This is a genomic window from Catenulispora pinistramenti, from assembly GCF_018274385.1.
GTDB classification, from domain to species: Bacteria; Actinomycetota; Actinomycetes; order Streptomycetales; family Catenulisporaceae; genus Catenulispora; species Catenulispora pinistramenti.
Map to the genome: position 1 here is coordinate 15,751 of NZ_JAAFYZ010000039.1, position 22,349 is coordinate 38,099.

Annotated in this window: 20 protein-coding genes and 1 pseudogene; 10 read left to right on the plus strand and 11 right to left on the minus strand. The window is 70.9% G+C overall.

Annotation, left to right across the window (positions count from 1 at the left end; genetic code table 11):
• Positions 1-3 precede the first annotated feature (3 nt).
• Positions 4-1,254 carry a DegT/DnrJ/EryC1/StrS family aminotransferase gene (locus KGQ19_RS14135; RefSeq protein ID WP_212009583.1) on the minus strand — a complete coding sequence of 417 codons (1,251 nt, stop codon included), beginning with the start codon at positions 1,252-1,254 and terminating at the stop codon, positions 4-6.
• A gap of 211 nt (positions 1,255-1,465) precedes the next feature.
• Between KGQ19_RS14135 and KGQ19_RS14140 the strand changes: the two genes are divergently transcribed.
• The 4 genes from KGQ19_RS14140 (at position 1,466) to KGQ19_RS14155 (ending at position 7,120) form a co-directional block, all read left to right on the plus strand.
• Positions 1,466-3,031, plus strand: coding sequence for an Ig-like domain-containing protein (locus tag KGQ19_RS14140; RefSeq protein WP_212009584.1), 1,566 nt, complete (start codon positions 1,466-1,468; stop codon positions 3,029-3,031).
• Between the two features lie 20 nt (positions 3,032-3,051).
• The gene (locus tag KGQ19_RS14145) at positions 3,052-4,881 is read left to right on the plus strand and encodes a right-handed parallel beta-helix repeat-containing protein (protein WP_212009585.1); all 1,830 of its coding nucleotides are present in this window, start codon (positions 3,052-3,054) and stop codon (positions 4,879-4,881) included.
• A 104-nt stretch (positions 4,882-4,985) separates the two neighbouring features.
• Positions 4,986-6,344 (plus strand): hypothetical protein, encoded by a 1,359-nt coding sequence (locus tag KGQ19_RS14150; protein ID WP_212009586.1) that lies wholly within the window; start codon positions 4,986-4,988, stop codon positions 6,342-6,344.
• Positions 6,335-7,120, plus strand: coding sequence for a transglutaminase domain-containing protein (locus KGQ19_RS14155; protein ID WP_212009587.1), 786 nt, complete (start codon positions 6,335-6,337; stop codon positions 7,118-7,120). The genes KGQ19_RS14150 and KGQ19_RS14155 overlap by 10 nt, the downstream gene beginning before the upstream one ends.
• 4 nt (positions 7,121-7,124) lie before the next feature.
• On the opposite strand, the gene KGQ19_RS14160 is transcribed toward KGQ19_RS14155, so the two are convergent.
• Together KGQ19_RS14160 and KGQ19_RS14165 are read right to left on the minus strand one after the other, a co-directional pair.
• Positions 7,125-7,841: an SDR family NAD(P)-dependent oxidoreductase gene (locus KGQ19_RS14160; RefSeq protein WP_212009588.1), complete on the minus strand. Its 717-nt coding sequence runs from the start codon at positions 7,839-7,841 to the stop codon at positions 7,125-7,127.
• A 1-nt stretch (position 7,842) separates the two neighbouring features.
• Entirely contained in the window at positions 7,843-9,342 is a 1,500-nt protein-coding gene (locus tag KGQ19_RS14165) for a M81 family metallopeptidase (protein WP_212009589.1), read from the minus strand.
• 91 nt (positions 9,343-9,433) lie between these two features.
• Here KGQ19_RS14165 and KGQ19_RS14170 point away from each other — a divergent pair, with 91 nt between their 5' ends.
• The 3 genes from KGQ19_RS14170 to KGQ19_RS14180 all read left to right on the plus strand — a co-directional run bounded on the left by KGQ19_RS14170 (position 9,434) and on the right by KGQ19_RS14180 (position 14,041).
• On the plus strand, positions 9,434-10,993 hold the full coding sequence (locus tag KGQ19_RS14170) for an N-acyl-D-amino-acid deacylase family protein (RefSeq protein ID WP_212009590.1): 1,560 nt from the start codon (positions 9,434-9,436) through the stop codon (positions 10,991-10,993).
• The gene (locus KGQ19_RS14175) at positions 10,986-12,131 is read left to right on the plus strand and encodes an alanine racemase (RefSeq protein WP_212009591.1); all 1,146 of its coding nucleotides are present in this window, start codon (positions 10,986-10,988) and stop codon (positions 12,129-12,131) included. Before KGQ19_RS14170 ends, KGQ19_RS14175 begins: the two co-directional genes overlap by 8 nt.
• Before the next feature lie 1,382 nt (positions 12,132-13,513).
• Positions 13,514-14,041, plus strand: a complete 528-nt coding sequence (locus KGQ19_RS14180) for an FAD-dependent monooxygenase (protein WP_230418631.1) — start codon at positions 13,514-13,516, stop codon at positions 14,039-14,041.
• On the opposite strand, the gene KGQ19_RS14185 is transcribed toward KGQ19_RS14180, so the two are convergent.
• The gene (locus KGQ19_RS14185) at positions 13,989-14,912 is read right to left on the minus strand and encodes a hypothetical protein (RefSeq protein WP_212009592.1); all 924 of its coding nucleotides are present in this window, start codon (positions 14,910-14,912) and stop codon (positions 13,989-13,991) included. The genes KGQ19_RS14180 and KGQ19_RS14185 overlap by 53 nt on opposite strands.
• Positions 14,913-15,118: 206 nt before the next feature.
• On the opposite strand from KGQ19_RS14185, the gene KGQ19_RS14190 reads away from it, so the two are divergent.
• The gene (locus KGQ19_RS14190) at positions 15,119-15,550 is read left to right on the plus strand and encodes a GlcG/HbpS family heme-binding protein (protein WP_212009593.1); all 432 of its coding nucleotides are present in this window, start codon (positions 15,119-15,121) and stop codon (positions 15,548-15,550) included.
• A 9-nt stretch (positions 15,551-15,559) separates the two neighbouring features.
• Here KGQ19_RS14190 and KGQ19_RS14195 read toward each other — a convergent pair whose 3' ends face one another.
• From KGQ19_RS14195 to KGQ19_RS49560, 5 genes and pseudogenes are all read right to left on the minus strand, one after another.
• Entirely contained in the window at positions 15,560-16,441 is an 882-nt protein-coding gene (locus tag KGQ19_RS14195; protein ID WP_212009594.1) for a FadR/GntR family transcriptional regulator, read from the minus strand.
• A gap of 134 nt (positions 16,442-16,575) precedes the next feature.
• Positions 16,576-17,121, minus strand: a complete 546-nt coding sequence (locus KGQ19_RS14200; RefSeq protein ID WP_212009595.1) for an ester cyclase — start codon at positions 17,119-17,121, stop codon at positions 16,576-16,578.
• A gap of 113 nt (positions 17,122-17,234) precedes the next feature.
• Positions 17,235-17,867 (minus strand): TetR/AcrR family transcriptional regulator, encoded by a 633-nt coding sequence (locus tag KGQ19_RS14205; protein WP_212009596.1) that lies wholly within the window; start codon positions 17,865-17,867, stop codon positions 17,235-17,237.
• 59 nt (positions 17,868-17,926) lie between these two features.
• Positions 17,927-18,166 (minus strand): SDR family oxidoreductase, encoded by a 240-nt coding sequence (locus KGQ19_RS53415; protein WP_212009597.1) that lies wholly within the window; start codon positions 18,164-18,166, stop codon positions 17,927-17,929.
• A 50-nt stretch (positions 18,167-18,216) separates the two neighbouring features.
• Positions 18,217-18,333: pseudogene (locus KGQ19_RS49560) on the minus strand (ABC transporter ATP-binding protein); the annotation flags it as partial.
• A gap of 212 nt (positions 18,334-18,545) precedes the next feature.
• Between KGQ19_RS49560 and KGQ19_RS14215 the strand changes: the two are divergent.
• Positions 18,546-19,517, plus strand: a complete 972-nt coding sequence (locus KGQ19_RS14215; RefSeq protein WP_212009598.1) for a GlxA family transcriptional regulator — start codon at positions 18,546-18,548, stop codon at positions 19,515-19,517.
• A gap of 173 nt (positions 19,518-19,690) precedes the next feature.
• A complete protein-coding gene (locus tag KGQ19_RS14220) occupies positions 19,691-20,329 on the plus strand; it encodes an HD domain-containing protein (protein ID WP_212009599.1) in 639 nt (212 codons plus the stop codon).
• A 107-nt stretch (positions 20,330-20,436) separates the two neighbouring features.
• Here KGQ19_RS14220 and KGQ19_RS14225 read toward each other — a convergent pair whose 3' ends face one another.
• Together KGQ19_RS14225 and KGQ19_RS14230 are read right to left on the minus strand one after the other, a co-directional pair.
• Positions 20,437-21,618, minus strand: a complete 1,182-nt coding sequence (locus tag KGQ19_RS14225) for a GDSL-type esterase/lipase family protein (RefSeq protein WP_212009600.1) — start codon at positions 21,616-21,618, stop codon at positions 20,437-20,439.
• Between the two features lie 86 nt (positions 21,619-21,704).
• Positions 21,705-22,274, minus strand: coding sequence for a TetR/AcrR family transcriptional regulator (locus KGQ19_RS14230; RefSeq protein WP_212009601.1), 570 nt, complete (start codon positions 22,272-22,274; stop codon positions 21,705-21,707).
• Positions 22,275-22,349: the final 75 nt, after the last annotated feature.

The following is a 22,349-nucleotide window of genomic DNA, read 5'->3' on the forward strand; positions in this document are numbered from 1 at the left end:
GCCTCAGCCCGCGAGGTGTGCGAAGTGCGCGAAGTGCGCATGGACCCGGCGGACCGCGGTGATGATGTCGTCCACGTCTTGATCGGAGTAGCGCTCGTTGCACTGCAGGACGACGAGAGTGCGCTCGATCATGTCCTCCGCGACCGGGCAGTCGCCCTTGGCGTAATGCCGTCCGTCGATCGGGAACCCCGAGATGCCGTACGTGCGCCGCTCGGCCATCGCCGGGGTGAGGTAGACGGGGCGGTCGAGATAGCCCGCGGAGGCCGGGATGCCCTCGGCGAGCAGCGCGGCGCCGAAGTCCGCGTTGTCCGTGCCGACGAGCTCGGGATCGAGCAGGATCGGGTACAGCCAGAACGAGTGCCGGCTGATCTCCTCCGGCGAGGGCAGCCGGAGTCCGGCGAGGCCGTCGAGCTCCTTGGTCAGCCGCGCCGCCACCGCGCGCCGCGCCGCCACGATCTCCCCGAGCCGGGTGAGCTGGACCCGGGCCACCGCGCCGACCAGCTCGGTCATCCGGTAGTTGAGGCCGAGGAACAGGTGGGTGCGCTCGCCGGTGTCGCGCGGCCAGCCCTTGTCCGCGAACAGCCGCATCCGGCGCGCCAGCTCCGGATCGTCGGTGACGGTGAGTCCGCCGTCGCCGGCGGTGATGTGCTTGGTCTGCTGAAGGCTGAAACAGCCGATGTCGCCGCGGGTGCCGGCGTAGCCGGTGCCGCCGTGCGGGACCGTCAGGTAGGCCTGGGCGCAGTCCTCGATGACAGTGATCCCGCGCGGTCGGCACAGTTCCACCAGTTCCCCGATCGGCGCGGGGCCGCCGAACAGGTGCACGGCGATCACCGCGCGGGTCCGGCTGGTGATCTTCGCCGCGACGCTCTCCGGGGTCAGGCAGCCGGTGACCGGGTCGACGTCGGCGAAGACCGGGACCGCGTTGCAGGCCAGCACCGCGATCACGGTCCCGAAGTCGGTGACCGGCGGGACGATGACCTCGTCCCCGGGCTCCGGGTTCACGGCCGCCACCGCCAGGTGCAGCGCCGAGGTGCCGGAGGTGCTGGCCACGGCGTGCGCGGTGCCGAGCAAGGCGGCGAACTCGGTCTCCAGCGCCGCGACTTCGGTGCCGGTGACGCGCCACAGGACGCCGGAGGCGATGACGCGTTCGACCGCCTCCTGCTCGGCCCGGCCGAGGATGCGCCCGGAGGAGTCCAGGGAGGTGGGCAGGGGCTCGGTGCGGACGGGGGTTCCGCCGTGGAGGGCGAGCGGCATCGGGTCGGCTCCTGGGAGATCGGTGGATGCGATGTCAGGGAGTATGACCGAAGCGATTCACTCAATGCAACATTCATTTCAATTTCGCACCCAAGGGGCGACGGGCTGACTGTTGACACCCCGTCCGCGGGCTTCTATCTTCACTTCCACGCCACCATGAAAACCCGTTTTCATTCACTGAAACACTCCCCTTCCTGAGCCGGAGGCCACCGTGAGCGGTCTGAACAGACGGTCGTTCATCAAGATCGGCGGGGCCGCGGCGCCCGGCGCGGTGCTGCTCGGCGCCGGGCGCGCCGAAGCCGCCGCGGCGCCCGCGAAGCCCGGACAGCGACCGGCGCCCAAGCCCTTCGCCGGCGCCGCGGGCACGCCGGGCACCGCGCGCCGCAAGTTCGTGGAGTACGGCTGGGACGTGCCCGGCCCGGTCTACCTGCGCGACCACATCCAGGCGATGGAGCAGATGCCGCTGGACGGCGTCGCCTTCAACCTCTACGAGAACCCGGCCCTGTCCGGCGGCACGGGGGCGACCAAGCTGGTCAACCCGCTCGACCCCACCCCGCTGACCGCCGCCGGCATCCAGCTCGACGTGCTGTCGGCGATCGGCTGGCAGACCTTCACCGACAACTTCCTGGTCCTCACCGCGGGCCGGCCGCCGGCGACCCCGATGAACTGGTTCGACGACACGCAGTGGACGGCGATCCAGGCCAACCTGGGGCTGCTGGGCCAGGCCGTCCAGGCCTCCGGCGCGGTCGGCGTCTTCCTGGACCCGGAGAACTCGGCGGGTAACGTCGCCTGGCAGTACAACGCCACGCTCTTCCCCGATAACACCTTCGAGCAGGCGCAGGCCCAGGTACGCATGCGCGGCGGGCAGTTCATGTCCGCCCTCCAGGCGGCCCGGCCGGACATCAAGGTGCTGATCCTGCACATGTCCGTGCTGCTCCGGTACCTGACCCCGCAGTACCAGGCGTTCCTCGGCGGCCAGCTGTCCAGCAACCCCTACGCGCTCTTCCTGTCCTTCGTGGACGGGATGCTCGACGCGCGCGGCCCCCAGGCGACGATCCACGACGGCAGCGAGACCGACTACTGGTTCGACGAGAGCACGCTGTGGGTCTACGACGCGCAGTACCAGCGCGGCGGCTGGTTCGCGGTGTCGCCGGAGAACCGGTGTAAGTGGGCGGAGAACGTGCTGGCCTCCACGGTCTACCTGGACCTCACGCTCGGCCACGCGTCACCGAACATCGCCGCCGTCTACGGCTGCTACAAGACCTACGCACAGAGCGATTTCCAGCAGTGGTACGAGCACAACCTCTACCACGCGGCGCTCAAGAGCAGCGAATACGTGTGGCTCTACAGCGAGAAGATGAGCTGGTGGTCCGGCACCGCCTTCGCCGGCGCCGCGGACGGCGTCCGCGCCGTGCAGGCCAAGCTCCAGCAGGGCGAGGCGCTGGGCTATGACATGTCGAAGTACCTGAGCTACCCCGACCACCGCGACACCGCGGCGACCTTCACGACCTCGCCTTCGCTGGTGTTGAGCGGACCGGCCAACGGCGCCCAGGTGGCGGCGGGCAGCGCGGTCGTCGTCACCGCCGTCGCCTCGGACCCCGCCTCGGTCGAGCGCGTGGAGTTCTACCACAACGGCCAGCGGATCGACTACTCCACGACGCCGCCGAACATCGCCGCCGTCTGTGCCGAGCCCGGCCCGCACACCCTGCTGGCCCGCGCGTTCCTCGCCGCGGGCGGACACGTGACCTCGAACCCGATCATCATCCAAGCCGCCTGACCGAACCGGAGGACGATCCGATGTCGGCACACTCCCAGGACCATAGTCTCGGCCCCAAGCGACGAAGCTTTCTCCAACTCTCCGCGGCGGCCGTCGTCGCCGCGGGACTGCCCATCGCGGCCGGCGGCCGGGCTCACGCCGACGGCGGCCCGACCTTCACAGCGGTCTTCACCCCCTCCGACCCGACCAGCGGAATCCAAGCCGCGCTGGACGCCGCGGCGGCCTCCGGCGGCACCGCGGCCACCGTCGTCATCCCCGACGTGGGCCAGAACTGGGTCACCGACCCGCTGCTCATCGACCACACGCCGATCAGCAACGGAGCCCTCAAACTCACGGTCCTGTTCCAGCCCGGCGTGACAGTGCAGGCCCGGCCCGGGGCCTACCCCGACGCCCAGTGCCTGCTCACCATCGACGGCGGGAACGCCGCGCGGTCGACGACGGCGAACCGCGGCTTCGGGATCGTCGGCGTCACCCTCAGCGGCTACGGGGCGACGCTGGCGATGAACAAGAGCGAGTACACGACCGGGGAGCAGCGGCACGTCATCAAGCTCGTGAGTGCGGGCGACATCTGGATCGAGGGGCTCACGCTGCGGGACTCCGGCGGCGACGGGATCGCCGTCACCGCGACCAAGGGCAACTACGCCGTGAACGGCTACTGCGGCAACGTCACGGTCGTCAACGTGCACTGCGACAACAACCGGCGCAACGGCATGAGCGTCAACTCGTGCGACGGCATGACCGTCTCGGGCAGCGCGTTCACCAACTCCAACGGCACCGGACCGTCGGCGGGCATCGACTTCGAGCCGGACCAGCCGCTTCCCGCCCTGAAGCCGCCCTCGCCCTACACCCAGCCGGTCTACAACCGGCTGGCCAACATCACGGTCACCGACTGCTTCATGGGCGGCAACGTCAACTCCGGGGTGCTGGTCCAGTCCGCCTGGCTCACCGGCGCGCCGACCACCAGCCCGATCGGCATCACGCTGGACCGCATCCTGATCGGCCCGCAGCAGGCGGCCGCCGGGCAGGACGCGCCCGAGCCGAGCTTCATGTATGCCGGTCCCGGCGACCAGGGCAAGGACCCCGGCGGGGCCGTGACCCTCAGCAACTCCCTGATCCGCACCTCGCCGAACTCCGGGAGCATCCTGGTCGCCCACAGCTGGTCCGGCGGCGTCGATCCCAACGGCGGGGTGCAGCCGCCGACCGGCACCAAGCTCAAGCTGACGAACACCGCGAGCCTGGACCTCGGCAACGCGGCCGGCACGTACAAGCCGTTCACCTTGCAGGCGGACGGATTCAGCGGTGCGGCTCCGGTCAGCGAGTACGGCGGCGTGGTGTTCTCGAACTTCCTGATGGTCACCGACCAGGCACCGCCGTTCATGCAGGCCATCGACGACACCACGGCGCACTCGACGCTCGCGAACCTGAGCGGCACGCTGACGGTGGTCGACCCGAGCGGCGTCTCCACCAGCCTGGGGTCGAGCCCGCGCAACATCACCTTCGCCATCACGCACATGCCCGCGCTGCCCGCCGCGACCGTCTCGGTGGCCGCCTCCGCGGCCACGGTCGCGGCCGGAGCGCCGATCCAGCTCACCTTCACCAGGGCGAGCGCCGATGTCAGCGCGCCGCTGCCGGTGAGCTACGCGGTCGGCGGGACGGCCGGGCAGCGCTACGACTTCGACGGGCTGCCGGGAGCCGCGGTGATCCCGGCCGGGCAGTCCTCGGTCACCGTGTCGTTCGGCACGCGCCGTCCCGACACCGGTACCGACACCCGGACCGTGAGTGTCACGATCCAGCCGGACTCGTCCTACACGGTGGGCTCGCCCGCCGCCGCGACGATCTCGATCACCTGAGTCCGACCATCTGAGTCCGACCATCTGAGTCCGATCACCTGAGTCCGATCACCTGAGTCCGATCAGCCGAGTCTGATCGCATCCAGAAGGAGCGCACCACCCTCATGCAGGTCGCAACCTTCGTGGCCGATGTGACGCCACCGCCGGGAAGCCCGCTGTGTCTGGGGCTGGTCCCCCCGGCGGTGGCCGTCACGGACGCGCTGACCTGCCGGGGCGTGATCCTGCTCGGCTCCGGTCCGCCGCTGGTGCTGTGCGCGCTGGACTGGGCCGGGGTGGCCGGCGAGGGGCACGACGCCTGGCGGGCCGTGCTGGCCGAGGCGGCCGGGACCACGCCGGACCGGGTCGCGGTGCACGCGCTGCACCAGCACGACGCGCCCGGCTCCGATCCCGGCGCCGAAGCCATCATGGCCGCGCACGGTCTGCCGGGTCGCGGTCACGACACTGATTTCGTGGACGCGGCGCTGCTGCGCGTGCGGGCCGCGGTGCGGGCGGCGCTCGGCCACCCGGCCGAGGTCACCCACGTCGGGACCGGTGCGGCGCGCGTGCACCGGGTGGCCTCGACGCGGCGGGTGCTCGGCGCGGACGGCACGGTCGCGCACGTGCGCTACAGCAGCACCGCCGAGCCGCACGTCCGCGCCGCCCCCGAAGGTCTCATCGATCCGGACGCCCAGGTGATCAGCCTGTGGAACGGCGAGGTGCTGCTCGCGGCGCTGACCTACTACGCGACCCATCCGCAGAGCCACTACAGCGAACGCCTCGTCACCCACGACTTCGTCGGGATGGCCCGCGACCGCGTGCAGGCGGCGCATCCGCGGGCGGTGTTCGTCCACTTCTGTGGCGCCGCGGGCAACATCACCGCGGGCAAATACAACGACGGGAGCCCGGCCAACCGCCCGGTGCTGGCCGGGCGGTTGGCAGACGGCCTGGCGGCGGCTCTGGAGGCGTCGGCCGCGAACCGAGTGCCCGCCGCTGACGCGGACCTCGACTGGCAGACGCGGTCGATCGCGCTGCCGCTGGCGCCGCATCTGGCCGACGGGGGTGCGCTGGCGGCCTTCGAGCAGCGGCCTGACTTCACCGCCGCTCGTGATCTGGCGTGGAGCCGGCGCTGCGCGGCCGGGAGCACGATCGACGTGGGCTGCCTGCGGCTGGGACCGGCGCGGGTGCTGCACCTGCCGGGGGAGTTGTTCGTGGAGTACCAGCTGTTCGCCAAGGCGCTGCGCCCCGACCTGTTCGTCGCGCTGGCCGCGTATGGCGACTACGGCCCCGGCTACATCGGCACAACGCATTCCTACAGTCAGGGCGGCTATGAGACCGGGCCGCCGTCGCGGGTCGCGCCGACGTCGGAGGCTATCGTGATCAAGGCGATCGGTGATTTGCTCGATGCCGATCCGACCGAGGGCGAGCAGCCCTCGGCGATGGCCGCGCGCGCACCGCGGCTGGAAAGTGGTGGGCCATGCTGCTGAGCGACTACATCGCGCGGGGCTTCCCCGGCGGCCTGGATGCGGCGATCGCCGCGGTCGGGGTCGGCGGCGTCGACCGGATTCAGGCGCAGTGCCAGCTGCGGTACTGCCCCGAGACGGACGGTGCCCTGTATCCGCCGGAGCCACAGCATCAAATTTTGAAGTACGAGCCCGGCTCGCGTCCCGTCCTGGAGGCGATCGCGGCGACGCTCGGCGGCGGCACGGCACGGGAGCGGGCCCAGGCCGCGATGCGGTGGGTCAACGAGCACGTCGTCCATCCGCACCACGTGGACGAACGCGTGCCGCCGGACCGGGCCCTGTCCGAGGAGGACATCGTCGCCTCCGGCGCCGGCTGGTGCAACGAGCAGGCCAGGGTGCTGATTTCCTTGTGCGAGGTCGGCGGGGTCGCCGGTCGTCTGTGCTTCGTCTACCACGACAATCTCCGCTGCGGACACACCGCGGTCGAACTCGGCCTCGACGGCCGCTGGGCCTTCTTCGACCCGACTTTCGATGTCTCGGTGGAACTGCCGGACGGACGGCTCGCCGAGGCGCGCGAACTGTCCGGCGCCAGCCGCGCCCTGGCGCATCAGGCCTATCGGGAGCCGCTCGCCGAGTACTACGAGTGCTGCCGGCCGTGGGTCGAGGACGAGCCCGGCTGGGGGTCCGCCGACCGGCCGAGCGTGGAGGCCGGCGGCGACCTGTTGGCCTACCTCGGCTTCACCCACTACCTCATCGACGGCGTCACCCGCCGGGACCGCCGAGCGACCACCGGGCAGTGAACGGCTACAGCGCGATGAGGCCGCCGCCGACCTCGATGACCTGACCGGTCACCGCCGAGGCACCGTCGGAGAGCAGGAACCTGACGCACCCGACCAGATCGTCCGGCGCCAGGCGGCGCTGGACCGCCTGGCGGGCCAGGACGTCCGCGTCCAGCTGCTCCTGGGTCCGCCCGCCCAGGCCCTCGGTCTCGCTCTCGGTGCGGATGGCGCCGGGGGAGACCGCGTTCACCGTGATGCCGTACGGGCCCAGGCTCCGCGCGAGGGAGCCGGTCAGGCCGGTGAGTGCCGCCTTGGCCGCGACGTAGGCCGGACCCGACGGGCCGCCCATCCGCACGGTCGCCGACGTGATGTTGACGATGCGTCCCCAGCCCCGGTCCCGCATCCCCGGCGCGAGCGCCTGGGCCAGGAGCATCGGAGCGGTCACGTTCACCGCGAACGCGGTGTTCCACTCCTGGAGCGCGACCGCGTCCCACGCGGTGTAGGACGCGAACGCCGCGTTGTTCACGACGACGTCCACCGGACCGGCCTCGGCGGCCAGCGCCAGCACCCGGGCCGGGTCGGCGAGGTCGGCCTCGATCACCTCGGCGTTCCGGCAGCCGGCGGCGATGGCCTCGCACTCCCGCGCCGCTCCCAGGTGGTGCAGGACCAAGTCCTCCTCCGCCAGCCCGAGGGCGATGGCCGCGCCGATTCCACGGCGCGCGCCGGTGATCAGGATCCGCATATCAGTGTCCGTCCTCGACGAGGGGCGGGAAGGGCAGGAAAGGGAGGTCGTCGCGGCCGACGCTTTCCAGCGGGTGCATCGGCGCGGGCCGCGAGCGGTACGGGAGTTGTGCCAGATCCGCCGGGCAGTAGCCGGGGGTGCCGACGTACACGGCCTTGCGGGCGTAGCCGCCGAAGCCGGACTTCCAGGCGATCGCGCCCTTCGCCACCAGGAAGGCGGCCTCCTCGGGGACGATGCCGACGGCCCGCAGGTGGTCGTCGTCGAAGGGCGCGACCCGGTTCTCGGTGAGCACCGCCTTCCCGAACCCGGTCTCGACCACGGCCACCCGGCCCATGTCCACCTGCTGACCGCGCATGTAGGCACCGGCCCTGGCATAGGTCACCGGCCCGCGCCGGTCGACCCGGCCGCGGACCGTGATCGGTGGGCCCATGAGGTCGGCGCTGTGGCCGCCGATCCGCAGCTCCAGCCGTTCTCCGGGCGAGGCGTGGGCGGCCGCGACGGCTGCCGGGTCCCACAGCACCGCGACCGCGTCGGTCGCGCCTTGCCGGGCCAACGCGTGCAGGACCGCCGTGCCGTCGCCGGGTGCGCCGCCGCCGACGTTGTCGGCCACGTCCACCAGGACCACCGGGCCCGAGCCCGAGCCCGGTCCCTTCGACCGCTCGCGCAGCGCCTCGCGCACGGCGTCGTCAGGATCGCTCAGCTCGGCGGTGAACGCGGCGCGGCGGGACCAGACCTCGGCGGCCAGGGCCCGGGCCCGTTCGGCCGCCCGGGCTTCCGCGGCCACGTAGACCGCGAAGCCGAGACGGTCGCAGTCGGCGTAGGCGAAGCCGGGAAGCGTGCTGACCGCCCAGACCCCCGGCTCGGCGCGCAGCCGGTCGGCGGCGGCCAGGATCGAGCGCATCGGCTCGGCTCGGTGCTCCTGGGTGGCGGGCGGGGTGAGCAGCGGCAGCCGCAGCAGGCTGTGGGCGACCGGCGGGTTGCGCAGCACCAGCTCGGCGGCCTCGGCGCCGCGCTCGGCCATGTCGGAGTGCGGATAGGTGCGGTAGCCGACCAGGAAATCGGCGGCGCCGGCCAGGGCCGGGCCCGGGTTCGCGTGATAGTCCAGGGTGACGGCGATCGGGACCGGACCGACGATCGCCCGCAGGGTGCCGACGATCTCGGCCTCGGGATCGGGGTGCCCGTCGGCCATCATCGCCCCGTGCAGACTGAGCACCAGGCCGTCCAGCGGCAGCGCGGCCCGGGTGCGGACCGCCAGATCGCGCAGCATCGCCTCGAACGCCTCCCGGCGGACCGGGCCGGAGGGCAGCGCCGCGCCGAAGAACAGCGGGACCGCGCGGGGGACCGCCTCCAGCGCGCCGCCCAACTCGGTGCCGGTGCCGCGGAGCGCGTCGACCAGATCGGCGCCCGCGAAGTACTGATAGGCGCGGAACCGCGCCAGCCCGGTCGGCTCCGGGACGAAGGAGTTCGTCTCGTGCCAGATGCCGCCGATGCCGATGCGCATTAATGAACCTCGCGTTCCATTTTCGTTGCCCTGATCCGCAAACCTAGTTACGCTGATCGGAATCCACAAGGGCCGAGGCGAGGGGTTCGCGGTGCACGCCGATCTGCTGCTGCACGGAGCGCTGGTCCTGGACGGCACCGGGGCCGCCCCGATCCGGCGGGACATCGCGATCGTCGGGGACCGGATCAGCGAGGTTCGGATCAGCGAGGGTGCTCATACCGCCGCTGACAGCATCGACCTGACCGCTCTGGTCCTCGCCCCGGGCTTCATCGACATCCACACCCACTCCGATGTCAGCCTGCTGCACGACTCGGCCGGGGAGAGCAAGGTCCTGCAGGGCGTGACCACCGAGGTCCTGGGCAACTGCGGCTTCTCGGCGTTCCCGGTCGGGCCCGGTCCCAGGCACGTCGCGAACCTGACCGCCCACCTCGGCCGGCTCGGAGACGCGCCGACCGAGATCGGCTGGACCGGGCTCGACGCCTACGGCGCGGCCCTTGGCCCGCTCGCCCTCAACGTCGCCACGCTGGTCGGCCACGGCGCGCTGCGGATCGCCGCGATGGACGACCCCTACGGCCCGGCGACCCCGCAGGACGTCGCCGCCATGGCCCGGCTGCTGGACGAGGCGCTCGCCGCCGGCGCCTACGGCATGTCCACCGGCCTGACCCACACACCCTCCTCCTACGCCCCGGCACCGGAGATCGAGGCACTGGCCGCCGTGGCCGCCCGGCACGGCGCGCTCTACGCCACCCACGCCAGAGCCGTCGCGGGCGGCGAGTTCGCGGCTGTCGACGAAGCGCTCGGCGCGGCGGGCCGCACCGGCGTCCGGCTCCAGTACTCACACCTGGCGCTGAACGAGCCCGCCAACTGGGGCCGCCACGCCGACGCGCTGCGCCGGTTCGAGACGGCCACCGCCTCGGGACTGGACGCCGGCTTCGACGTCTACCCCTACGACGCCTCCTCCTCGGCGCTGATCCAGTACCTGCCCGAATGGGTCCAGAAGGACCCCGCCGGAGCCGACCGGCGCCGGGCCCTCGCCGCCATCGGCGAGGGCTGGTACGGCGGCATCCCCTGGCACTGGGACCGCGTCACCATCTCCGACGCCGCCGATCCGGCGCTCGTCGGGCTGACGCTGGGCCAGATCGCCGATCTGTGGGGGCGCTCCCCGGAGGAAGTGGTACTGGACCTGTGCGCGGCCCCGGACGGCGGGTCCGCCCAGGCGGTACTGCACTACCGGCGGGAGGAGGACGTCCGGGCCTTCCTGTCCCACCCGCTCGCCGTGGTCGGCTCGGACGGCAACGCGGTTCCGGTCGCGGGCCGGGGAAAGCCGCACCCTCGGTCTTTCGGCACCTTTCCCAGGGTGCTGGGACGGTACGTGCGCGAGCGCGGGGACCTGGCGCTCGCCGACGCGGTCCGCCGGATGACCAGCGCTCCGGCCGACCGGCTGGGGCTGGCCGACCGGGGCCGGATCCGGGCCGGGGCGGTCGCCGACCTGGTCGCCTTCGATCCGGAGACCATCTCCGACCGGGCCACCTTCACCGAGCCCCGCCAGGCGCCGGCCGGGGTGGCGCTGACAATCGTCTCGGGCCGGGTCGTGGCGCGGGACGGCAAAGTGGGCGCGGAGCGTCCGGGAAAGGTGCTGCGCCGTGGCTGACGGTCTGAATGTGGCGGACGGTCTGAATGTGGCGGACGGTCTGTTCGACGGGACCATCGCCCTACCGCGAGCCGTCGTCCTGCGTGACGCACTGGAGCACAACATCGCGACCATGGCAGCCTACTGCCGCGCCCAAGGCGTCCGCCTCGCCCCGCACGCCAAGACCACGATGTGCCCCGCGATCGTCGCCCGCCAGCTCCAGGCCGGCGCGTGGGCCGTCACAGTGGCCAACCCGCGCCAGGCACTGGTCCTGGACGCCCCCCGAATCCTCATCGCCAACCAGGTCGTGGACCCCGGTTCCCTACGACAGCTGCACGTCCTGCGCGACCGCGAGGTCTACTGCTACGCCGACTCGACAGCCTCACTGGAAGCCCTGGAGTCAGTGGCCTTCCCCGGACTCAGGGTCCTGGTGGAGCTCGGCGTCCCCGCCGGCCGCACCGGCCTGCGGGACGACACAGCCGCCCTCGAACTGGCCCGCCGGATCGAGGCCGGACCCCTCACCCTCGGCGGCATCGCGGCGTTCGAGGGTATCCTCGACCCCGGACCCCGCCTTGATACGTTGCTGGAACGCCTGTCAGCCCTCGCGCAGCGGCTCGACGGCATCGTGACCCTCGGCGGCAGCGTCCACTTCGACCGAGCCGTCCAAGCCCTCCCCGACCTCGCCCCCCGCTTGGTCCTGCGCAGCGGCTGCTACGTCACCCACGACGGGGGCTACTACGACCGGCTGTCCCCCTTCGGCAGCCACGCGACCGGCCCATACCGCCTCCGCGAGGCACTGGAGGTCTGGGGCACCGTGCTCTCCCGCCCCGAACCGAAGTCGGCCGTCATCGGAATCGGCCGCCGCGACGTGTCCCACGACGCCGGGCTCCCCTCAGTACGGCACATCCGCCGCCACGGCCACAGCCACGCCGCCGCCGCCGCCACCGCCACCGCCACCCTGGATCCCCAAGGCCTAGAGGTGACGGCCCTCAACGACCAACACCTCATCCTCCGGCTCCCCGCCGACCATCCACTGGCGGTCGGTGACGCGGTCGGTCTGTCGGTGTCACACCCCTGCACGACCTTCGACAAGTGGCGCAGCGTCCTGATTGTTGATGAGGCGTACTCGGTCGTCGAGGACGCGCCGACGCTGTTCTGACGGCAGCGCGACTGCAGTACAACGGGGGCTGGAGTTCGCGGGCCGGGTTGCGGTTGGGGTGTGGGTTTTAAATGCTTTTTACGGCCTTCGGTCATAGTTGTGCCGGTTCGGGGTTCGGGGTGGTGGGTCTGTGACTTGGCTGCCGGTTCGCGCGTTCACAACCCCGCCCCACCTCAGGCCTCTTCAACTCCAGCAAGTCCGAGCAAGGGCAAGATCAACGGCAAAGTCAAGGTCAAGGGCTGTGGTGAAGGGCCGGGCCTCCGGCGGGCCTCGGCAACCTCAGGGAAACTAGCGCGGTTCCCTAGGGTGGCCGATCTAGTCTCAGCGGCTGCGGTTTGTGGGGTGGTGCGGTCCGTTCCCCACGGTCGCGTCGTCAGCCCGGGGGGTACAGCACCGGTGTCCGGGGGTAAAGTCCGCGCGCTTGCGGTCGGGCGTGTGAGCTGCGGTTTTTGATAGCGCGAACTTGACCCCCGGCCACCGGCGCTGTAGGCGAAGCCCTGCCGACGCGACCGAGGGGAACGAACCGAAAACCAGCCGGAGAAATACAAAACGCAGGGAACGAGGACACCGGTTGGCTGCTGCGGCTGCCGGTGAGGGCGTGGCGGCGGGTAGCTGGTTGGGTGGTCGACAACATGCCCGGGTGTAGTGCAGTTAACAGGCCCATATGCGGTGCTGGACGGCCGTGCCCGCGATGAGTCTCGAAGACCCGGACAAGGCCCAGCTTGGCGACTACTGCAGCCGATTTTCGCCGATCTGTCTCAGCAACCTGCTATCCCGGTGGTGGTATTGGTTGTTTGTTGCCGCCGTGCCGATCCGGCGCCCGCCAACCCGGAACGCGCACCTCGGATACCGGCGCGCTGGCCAGCACCGGGACCGGCGGTCGAACTCGCCGGGCCGCCGGTACCCGCACCCCCCGTTTTGTATTTCTCCGGCTGGTTTTCGGTTCGTTCCCCTCGGTCGCGTCGGCAGGGCTTCGCCTACAGTGCCGGTGGCCGGGGGTCAAGTTCGCGCTATCAAAACCGCAGCTCACACGCATGACCGCAAGCGCGCGGACTTGACCCCCGGACACCGGTGCTGTACCCCCCGGGCTGACGACGCGACCGAGGGGAACGAACCGCACCACCCCACAAACCGCAGCCGCTGAGACCGACCCAGCCACCCGAGGGAACCGCGCAAGTTTCCCTGAGGTTGCCGAGGCCCGCCGGAGGCCCGGCTCTTCATCACAGCTCTTGATCTTGCTGTTGATCTGGTCTTTGATCTGGCTCTTGCCCTTGTTCCGACTTGCTGGAGTTGAAGAGGCCTGAGGTGCGGCGGGGTTGTGAACGCGCGAACCGGCAGCCGACACACACACCCGCCGACCCGAACCCCGAACCGGCACAACTATGACCGAAGGCGTAAAAAGCTTTGAAAACCACACCCCAACAGCAACCCGGCACGCGAACTCCAGCCCCAAAAAAACCTGCGGCCCCATCACCGTCAAATCGGTCCTCCCGACGCGCAGCCACGTCACCGAACCCATGCGCCACGGCCGCATCCTGCTCGCCGGCGACGCCGCCCACATCGTGCCCCCGACCGGCGCCAAAGGCCTGAACCTCGCCACCGGCGACGTCATCATCCTGGCCCGCGCCCTGACCCACCTGAAGCAGACAGGCTCCACGCAACTCCTCGACGCCTACTCCGAGACCTGCCTGGAACGCGTCTGGCGCGCGGAGCACTTCTCCTACTTCATGACCACGACCCCGCACCCCGACCCCGACCAGTCCGCCTTCGACACCAGGCTCCAGCTGTCACAACTGGCCCGTATCGCCTCCTCGCGCAGTGCGGCCGCCGAGTTGGCGCAGAACTACGTGGGCGTTCCTATTCCCGGCCGTCCGCCGGGTTCTCGAACTGGATGCCGCCGTCGGTGGTGACCTCGTCGAACTGGTCCGAGGGGACCGCGGGGAGCTGGATCGGGGGCAGGCCGACGGTGTAGAGCACCATCTCCTCCTCGGCGGTGTAGTCCACGTCTTCGCCCGGTTCGGCCTCGATCGCGCCGAGCTTGGCGATCTCGGTGCCCGACACGTCGCCCCTGCCCGACACGTCGCCCCTGCCCGACACGCCGCCCCTGCCCGACACGCCGCCCCTGCCCGACACGCTGCCGCTGCCGGACAGCACGACGGTCAGGCGGCGGGCGTCCTGGCTGCTGCTGGTCCAGGTGGCGCCCGCGTCGATCTTGATCATGTCGATCCAGAACGCGCGCTCGCTGAAGGAGCCGAAGAACTTGCGCTCGACGCCTTCGCTGCCCGGGACCGGCAGCCAGTTGAAGCGGGCCGGGTCCATCTTGATGACGCCCTGGTAGCGGGCTCGGGGGAACTTGTTCGGGCGGCGTTCGCGGCGTTCGCGCTGGGCCTCGGGGTTGCCCGGCCCGCGGCCGCGTCCCGCGCCCATGCCCAGGCCCGACGCCCCGGCGAATTGCAGGACGAGCTGGACCCGGTTCGGCTTACCGGGCTCCAGCGGGTCGTTCTGCGGCCCGTAGGTCTGGCCCTCGGGGAAGTAGCCGATCTCGCCCTCGTGCAGGATCCCCTGCTCGCCGACGTCCATGTCGCCGACGATCGGCAGGCGCACCTGCTCGAAGGTGTGGCGGTGCCGCGGCATGACGAAGTCGGCCTCGTTGCGGCCGAGGATGTAGCGGTAGTTCTCCAGCGGCTTGCCGCGGTCGCCCATCAGCAGGTAGTTGAACGAGACGGTCCCGCGCGGGTGGTCCATGCTGAACGCGTTCTCGTCGTAGACGGTGATCTTCATCAGCACTCACTTCTTGAGGGGGTTCTCCTGGTCCTGTTCCAGGAAACCAACCAAGTAGGTTTGTGTCAATGCGGGGCTGGCTGCCGCTTGGTCCGGCTGTGGTGAGCGCTGACTGCCGAGGTCGGGGCGGGTGTGGTAGGTCACGAGGTGCGATCCAGCCTGCCCCGAGTCTTTCAAGTAGGAAGGCTTACTAGTAGGTTGGCTCCATGACCACACTGACCCTGCAGCGGGCCTCTGACATCGTCGACGCCGCCCTCGCCAAGGCGCGTGAGCTCGGGTTCCGGCCGCTGGCGGTGACCGTCCTGGATCCCGGGGGCAACGCGATCGTCCTCAAGCGCGAGGATCACGCCGGCATCCTGCGGCCCGGCATCGCGCACGCGAAGGCGTGGGGCTGCGTCGGGATGGGTGTCGGCGGTGCCGCGGGGGCCCGGCACGCTACCCGTGACCCCGCGTTCTTCGCCGCGCTCGCCGCCATTTCCGAGGGGCGCGTCGCCGCCTCCCGGGGTGGCGTGCTGATCCGGGACGCCGACGGGGAAGTCGTCGGTGCGGTCGGCGTCAGCGGGGATCGGCCCGAGAACGATGAGACCTGCGCGGTCTTCGGCGTGCAGAGCGTGGGGCTCACGGCCGATATCGGCTGAGCCCGATCACTACCGCTGTCGAGGCTCCGCGGCGCCCGCCAGCCGCACGTTCTCGTTGAGCCAGCCCGCCAGAACCTGCCGCAGCCCCGGATCGGACTCGGCGAGCTCCTTGGCGCGGGGCAGCGACTGCACGCGGTCGACGACGCGCCGGTGGTACTCGCGCACCAGGCTCACGGCGCGGATCGCGTCGCGGTCGGCGAGCGCGTCGGCGATCTCCACGCGGGTCTCGGCGACCGAGGCGGCGACCGCGCCGAAGCCGTCTCGGGCCGAGCCGTCCTGGCCGGACCCGTCCCGGCCGGACCCGGGACCGCCCGATCCGTCCCGGCCCGACCCGGCCACCTTGGCGGCCAGGCCGAGCTGGATCTCGGTGATGCAGCGGCACAGCGCCGTCAGCAGGGGATTGTGCGACATCTCGGCCAGCTGGTCGAAGAAGGCCTTCAGGTCCGCGATCATGCGGGGGGTGTCGCCGGTCTCCAGCGTGCGCGCCGCCGTGACCTTGAACTCGGCGAGCTCGGCGTCGGTGGCGTGCTGGGCCGCCAGTTCGGCGGCGTAGGCGTTCAGCGCGCCGAGCAGCCCGAGCACGTCCCGGACCTGCATCTTCTCGAACTGCACGACCGAGGAGATCGACAGCGCGAGCAGCGAACCACCCTGCGCCGTCACCGTGGCCCGGGCCCCGTTCCGCATCCTGATCAGTCCCATCGCCGTCAGGACCCTGATCGCCTCGCGCACGGTCGGCGCGCTCACGTCGTAGTGCGCGGCCAACTCCCGCTCGGCGGGCAGTTTCGAACCGTCCGGCAGCGAGCCGTCGAGGATCCGGGTGCGCAGATCCTCGACGATCTGGTCGGCCACCCGCTGGCGCGTCACGGGGGCGGGGTCCTGCAACGGGAACATGCGCTCGCCACCTCCCAGCAGCAGCTGACGCCGGTCGTCGCTGTCTGGGGCAGAACCTACCAGATAGGTAGCGGATCTTGCTATCGGCGGCGGCGTCATGCCGATGCCGCGCGGCCCGCGCCCCGGCGGCGGTCTCAGCTGCCTGCGGCGGACGCCGCGTTCGAGGCCGCGACAGCGCCGGCGAAGTCCGGCTGCACGCCCAGCTGCGCCAGCATCACGCTGACACCGACATAGCAGTTGAACTCCTTGACCTTCCCGTCCTCGATGTACCAGAAGTCGGCGGTCGGGATGTCGAGCTTGGCGCCGCTGGGCGGCAGGACGCCGGCCGGCGTGGGGAACGGCCCGGTGACGGTGCCCTGGATGCTCAGCTCGACGGCCACAATGTTGCCCATCACGTGGAACCTGCGCAGGTCGCGGTGCAGGTCGGGGGCCAGCTGGCCCATGAAGGCGACCAGGTCGCCCAGGTGCTCGCCGCGGTAGCTCTCCCCGGCGACGACGTTGTTGAACACGCCGTCCTCGGCGAACAGGGCCTTGAATCCCTCGACGTCCAGCACGCCGCCCTCGGCCGCGTGGTAGGCGGCGCGGACGATCGCCTCGGCGTCGGTCGCGGTGGTGCCCGTCGTGGTGCCCGTCGTGCCGCCCGTCGCGGTGGTGTCGGCGCCAGTGGTGATGTCGCTCATGGATCTCCCCTTCCAGAAGGTTATTCAAACGCTTGCTTAAGATTCTGCGCCGAGCTCCGCACCCTGTCAAGCGTCCGTTTGAATTGTTTCCCGCCCGACAACTCCCGGCCAGGTCAGCCCGCTGCCGGGAGCCCCCGGAATGCGCCAGCGACGACCGGGACGACCAGCCTCTCGATCTCCTCCGCCGGCCCGGCGGCCAGCTCGGCACCGATCGGCGCCAGCGCGAGCCAGTTCAGCAGACCGGCCGCGGCCCGGGTCCGGAAGACCGCCTCGGGCTCACCGACTCCGGGCAGGTTCGCCCTCAGCGCCCGCAGCGTGTCGCGCCGAGTCTGCTCGAACTTGCCGGCCAGCCGGTCCCAGCCGCGCGGTGGATCGATCCCGATCCGCGCGACGGTCCGCATGACGACCAACTCCTGCCCGCCGGCTGCCAGCGCGTGCACCATCGGCGCGGCGAACGCCCTGGCCACGTCCTCCAAGCCGGAGGCAGGAGTGAGCGATTCAAGGGACTGGATCTGCGCGTCCAGATACCGCTCCAGCGCGTGCTCGATCGCCGCGTCGCACAGCCCCTTCAGCGACCCGAAGTGATAACTCACCGCCGCCACGTTGGCCCCGGCGCTGTCAGTGACCTCCCGGAGCGTCAGGCCCTCCCGGCCCCGCTGCGCCAGCTGCTCCAGCGTGGCGGCCACCAGGGCATCCTTCGTGCGCTGCCCGGCTTCTCTGCGCTGATCCGCCTTGTGTGTCGCCATGGGAGAAACTCAAACAGCCGCTTGACTTTTGTGTCAAGCGGCTGGCGGCTAAAAGCGGCTCAGGCGAGGAAACCGCCGTCGACGGCGAGATGGGCGCCGTTGACGTAAGAAGCGTCGTCGGAGAGCAGGAACGCGACGGCGGTGGCGATCTCCCGGCCGGTGCCGACCCGGCGCATCGGGATGCCGCGCTCGGCGACCTCCGCCGCGCCGCGCTTGGCGAGCAGGATCGCGGTGGCGCGGCCCATACCGGATCCGGCGCCGGTGACGAGGGCGACCTTGCCGGCGAAGTCCTCTTGCATGACCTGTCCCTTCGTGCCGGTGGCCGGTTCAGTGGGCGGCGGGCAGGTATCCCCGCGCCGTTCGGCCCGAGGAACCCCGTGACCTCACCGGGCTTCACGGTGAAGGACAGATGATCGACCACTGTCTTGTCCCCGTACCGCTTGCTCAGTCCTCGTGCCTCGATCACGGCTCCGGTCCCTTCCAGTCTCCCGTGCCGGCCGCGTACCAGTTGCGACCTGCACCTTCGACGCTAAGGGCGGGGAGATGCGAAACCCTGGGACCGGAGGGGACTCCTCGCGACGGCGGTGGTACCGGGGTGCCAGGCCGAGCCCATCTGGAAGTCGAACCGGGTCAGCCTCAGGCGATCATCTCCGTCCCACGGCTGGTAAGAATGTCCCCATGGGCACCCGGGAGCAGAAAGTCGCGATCGTCGTCTTCGACGGCGTGAAGATGCTCGACGTCGCCGGACCCGCCGAGGTGTTCGCCACGGCCAATCTGCTCGGCGCCCGCTACGCCGTCAGCTACGTCTCCGCCTCGGGCGAGCCGGTCAGCACGTCGGTCGGGATGCGGATGCCCGTCGACGGCCGGGCCGCCGATGTCGCCGCGCCCGAGACGGTGGTGGTCGCCGGCGGCGACAACCTCGTGACCGAGCCGATCCCGGGCGACCTGGTCGACGCGGTGCGGACCTTGTCCCCGCGTACGGAGCGCCTGGTCTCGATCTGCACCGGCTCCTTCGTCCTGGCGGCCGCGGGGCTGCTCGACGACCGGCGGGCCACGACGCATTGGCAGCACGCTGAGCTGCTGGCGCGCGCGTATCCGCGGGTCCGGGTGGAGCCGGACGCGTTGTTCGTCGAGGACGGCCAGGTCTTCACCTCGGCCGGGGTCTCGGCGGGCATCGACCTCAGCCTCGCGCTGGTGGAGCGCGATCACGGTGCGGACCTGGCCCGGAGCGTGGCCCGCCAGCTCGTCGTGTACATGCAGCGGACCGGTGGGCAGTCGCAGTTCTCCGCGCCGCTGCGGGTCCGGCCGCCGCGCACGGTCGAGCTGCGCGAGCTGGTCGGCCTGGTCGCCGCCGAACCGGCCCTGGACCACGGCGCGGCGGCGTTGTCCGCGCGGGTCGGCGTCAGCACCCGGCAGCTCACGCGCTTGTTCACGACCGAGCTCGGGACCACCCCGGCCCGCTTCGTCGAACAGATTCGCCTCGACCACGCCAAGACCCTGCTCGACGGCGGGCACGGTGTGGAGGAGAGTGCGCGCGAGGCCGGGTTCGGCAGCGCTGAGACCATGCGGCGGACGTTCGTCGCGCGGCTCGGTATCAGTCCCGCCGCCTATCGGCATCGGTTCCGGAGTACTCACGGCGCGGCTGGTTGAGCCGGGCTGTCCGGATCGGTTCTTGTGCTGGTTCGCCTGCGCCCGCGCTGATCGGCCTAGGCGCGTCGGCTGTCCGGATCTGTGGGATGCCTGTCCGGCGGCGCGGTGTTCGGGCCACAGGCTGCGACCAAGACTGGAATCGGTCAACAACGCAACCGATTCCAGGAGGAAGCATGTCGGAGGTCATCGCCGGGATCACCGTGCCCGACACCCAACTCGTCCGCGAGGCGACCGCGCTGGTCCGCGAAGCCACCGACGACACCCTGTTCAACCACTCTCGCCGGGTCTTCCTGTGGGGCTCCCTCAAGGCCGCGGCCCGGGGGCTGGAGGTGGACCCCGAACTCGCCTACGTCGGCGCGCTCTTCCACGACCTCGGCCTGACCACCGCCTACGGCACCAAAGACCAGCGCTTCGAGGTCGACGGCGCCGACGCCGCGCGAGACTTCCTGCTCGACCACGGCCGGCCGGCGCGTGAGGCCCGCGAGGTCTGGCTCGCCATCGCACTGCACACCACCCCCGAGATCCCGCTCAAGCTCGAACCCGACGTCGCCGTCGTGACGCTCGGCGTCGAGACCGACGTCCTGGGCCTGGGACTGGACGAGATCAGCCCCGAGCAGCGTGCCGCCGTGGTGGCCGCTTACCCGCGCCCGGACTTCAAGAACCGGATCCTGCGCGCGTTCTACGACGGCATGGCCGGCCGCCCCGACACCACCTTCGGCACCATGAACGACGACGTCCTCGCGCACTTCGACCCCTCGTTCGTGCGGGCGGACTTCGTCGGGATCATCCAGGGCAATGCCTGGCCGGAGTAGGCGGCCGGACGCGGCTGGGCATCACTGAGCTCGGCGACGCAGGCGGCGATGCTGGTCCCCCTGTGGGGACCCCGACTATCAGCGTGGTCCGCGGGGGAGCAAGTTGGTCAGCTGCTCTTGGCGGCGAAGGGGGCACCGTCGTTGTACGCGAGCCGTGCGAAGTTCTCGCCGATGCGGAGGTGTCCAGCGGGATCGGGGTGCAGAGCGTCGGGCAACGGGTGCTCGGCATACTCCTTCTCGCCGTACAGGCGACGCCCGTCGAGGTAGTGCAGGTTCGAGTCCTCGGCCGCCCGCTGTGCCACGATCCGGGCGAGTTCGTCGCGGATGATGTTGAGAGTCAGGCGTCCGGCGGCGCGCTCGGCTGGATCGCCGGTGGCCCTGAACCGCAGGGTCCCGCCGTCGAAGTCGGGGGCGAGGGGGCCGGGGGTGTCCTCCTGGACCGGGCACAGGAGGGGGGACACCACCAGCAGCGGCGTGGTCGGATGCCCCTCGCGGACGGTGTCGAGGAAACCGTGGACCGCGGGGGTGAAGGCGCGCAGGCGCATCGCGTCGGTGTTGACCACATTGATGCCGATCTTGATGCTGATCAGGTCCGCGGGCGTGTCCCGGATCGCCCGGGCGGTGAACGGGTCGAGCAGTGCGCTGCCGCTGAACCCCAGGTTGACCAGTTCCACGCCGCCCCGGGCCGCGGCGAGGGCCGGCCAGGTGGCGGTCGGATGGGCGGCGTTCGAGCCGTGGCTGATGGAACTGCCGTGGTGCAGCCACACCCTGTGCCCGCGGTCGGGCGCCGGCTCGACGGGGGCGTCGGTGCGCAGGGAGATCAGTTCGGTGATCTCGTTGTGGGGAAGCCAGATCTCGACGTCCTTGTCACCCGCCGGGAGGTCGGTGAACCGGGCGGTCCCGGCGGACCCCTCGGTCAGTTCGGCGGACTGGGTGACCATGTCGGTGATCGTGCGGACGTTGCCCTCGGGCACCGTGGCCTGTGCGGTGAGCCGTCCGTCGACCAGCAGGTCGTACACGCCGTCCGGCGGAGGCGGGAAGCCTCGGTAGACCCGCTTGGTCGGCAGCGTGTCCAGTTCGATGGTCGCGGCCCGGGTGCGAAATGCCAGGCGCACGCCGGAGGGCTGAGCCTCGGCCACGGCCAGTCGGTCGTCGGGGATCTGCCGCCGGGCCCGGGCGGGCAGCCGATGCGGCAGCAGCCCGCGTGCGGTCGGTTCCAGGTCGAGGAAACCGCGCAGGAGGTCCGCGGTGACCGGTGTGGTGATCCAGTTTTCGTGCTCGGTGGTCATTGTCCGAGGCTGCCTTTCGGAATGTTCAGGTGTGTCGGTTCGCGGCGCGACGGACCGCCGCTGCTAGCGGCGAAAGCCCCGGTGAGTCAGGAACTGGCCTGGCCGCGCAGCAGGGCGTCGAGGGAGTCCAGGGTCCACTCCCAAGATTGCTGCGAGTCGACGGCGGTGTGGCTGAATCCGCCGGCCATCTCCAGGCTGACGTAGCCGTGGAAGACGCTGCCCAGCATGCGGACCGCGTGCGTCTGGTCCGGCTCTGTCAGGTCGTAGCCGCGCAGGATCGCCCGCGTCATCCGGGCGTGCCGCACCCCGGCGCTCGCGGCTGCCGTCTCGGTATCGAGCCGCAGCTGGGCGGCAGCGTAGCGACCCGGGTACTCCCGGGCGTAGTCGCGGTACGCGTCGCCGAAGGCGGCCAGAGCGTCCTTGCCCGCACGTCCGGCCAGGGCCGCGGCGACTCGGTCGGCGAGTTCCTCCAAGGCGAACAGGGCGATCCTGGTCTTGAGGTCCTGGGAGTTCTTCAGGTGCGAGTACAGACTCGCAACCTTGACGTCGAACCGCCGGGCCAGCGCCGAGACGGTCACCTGGTCGAGGCCGACCTCGTCGGCCAGCTCCGCACCGGCCAGGGTCAATCGCTCCGGGGTCAGGCCCGCTCTAGCCATAGCCTTCCTCCTTTTTGCCGACAACCATCATGCATCTGCCTAAGTTACTTAGGCAAATTGGCCTGCCGTGCATGT

Coding starts and splice junctions, on each gene's coding strand:
- KGQ19_RS14135 (WP_212009583.1), bottom strand. CDS start 1,254: ATGCCGCTCGCCCTCCACGGCGGAACCCCCGTCCGCACCGAGCCCCTG.
- KGQ19_RS14145 (WP_212009585.1), top strand. CDS start 3,052: ATGTCGGCACACTCCCAGGACCATAGTCTCGGCCCCAAGCGACGAAGC.
- KGQ19_RS14150 (WP_212009586.1), top strand. CDS start 4,986: ATGCAGGTCGCAACCTTCGTGGCCGATGTGACGCCACCGCCGGGAAGC.
- KGQ19_RS14155 (WP_212009587.1), top strand. CDS start 6,335: ATGCTGCTGAGCGACTACATCGCGCGGGGCTTCCCCGGCGGCCTGGAT.
- KGQ19_RS14160 (WP_212009588.1), bottom strand. CDS start 7,841: ATGCGGATCCTGATCACCGGCGCGCGCCGTGGAATCGGCGCGGCCATC.
- KGQ19_RS14165 (WP_212009589.1), bottom strand. CDS start 9,342: ATGCGCATCGGCATCGGCGGCATCTGGCACGAGACGAACTCCTTCGTC.
- KGQ19_RS14180 (WP_230418631.1), top strand. CDS start 13,514: ATGACCGAAGGCGTAAAAAGCTTTGAAAACCACACCCCAACAGCAACC.
- KGQ19_RS14185 (WP_212009592.1), bottom strand. CDS start 14,912: ATGAAGATCACCGTCTACGACGAGAACGCGTTCAGCATGGACCACCCG.
- KGQ19_RS14190 (WP_212009593.1), top strand. CDS start 15,119: ATGACCACACTGACCCTGCAGCGGGCCTCTGACATCGTCGACGCCGCC.
- KGQ19_RS14195 (WP_212009594.1), bottom strand. CDS start 16,441: ATGTTCCCGTTGCAGGACCCCGCCCCCGTGACGCGCCAGCGGGTGGCC.
- KGQ19_RS14200 (WP_212009595.1), bottom strand. CDS start 17,121: ATGAGCGACATCACCACTGGCGCCGACACCACCGCGACGGGCGGCACG.
- KGQ19_RS14205 (WP_212009596.1), bottom strand. CDS start 17,867: ATGGCGACACACAAGGCGGATCAGCGCAGAGAAGCCGGGCAGCGCACG.
- KGQ19_RS53415 (WP_212009597.1), bottom strand. CDS start 18,166: ATGCAAGAGGACTTCGCCGGCAAGGTCGCCCTCGTCACCGGCGCCGGA.
- KGQ19_RS14215 (WP_212009598.1), top strand. CDS start 18,546: ATGGGCACCCGGGAGCAGAAAGTCGCGATCGTCGTCTTCGACGGCGTG.
- KGQ19_RS14220 (WP_212009599.1), top strand. CDS start 19,691: ATGTCGGAGGTCATCGCCGGGATCACCGTGCCCGACACCCAACTCGTC.
- KGQ19_RS14225 (WP_212009600.1), bottom strand. CDS start 21,618: ATGACCACCGAGCACGAAAACTGGATCACCACACCGGTCACCGCGGAC.
- KGQ19_RS14230 (WP_212009601.1), bottom strand. CDS start 22,274: ATGGCTAGAGCGGGCCTGACCCCGGAGCGATTGACCCTGGCCGGTGCG.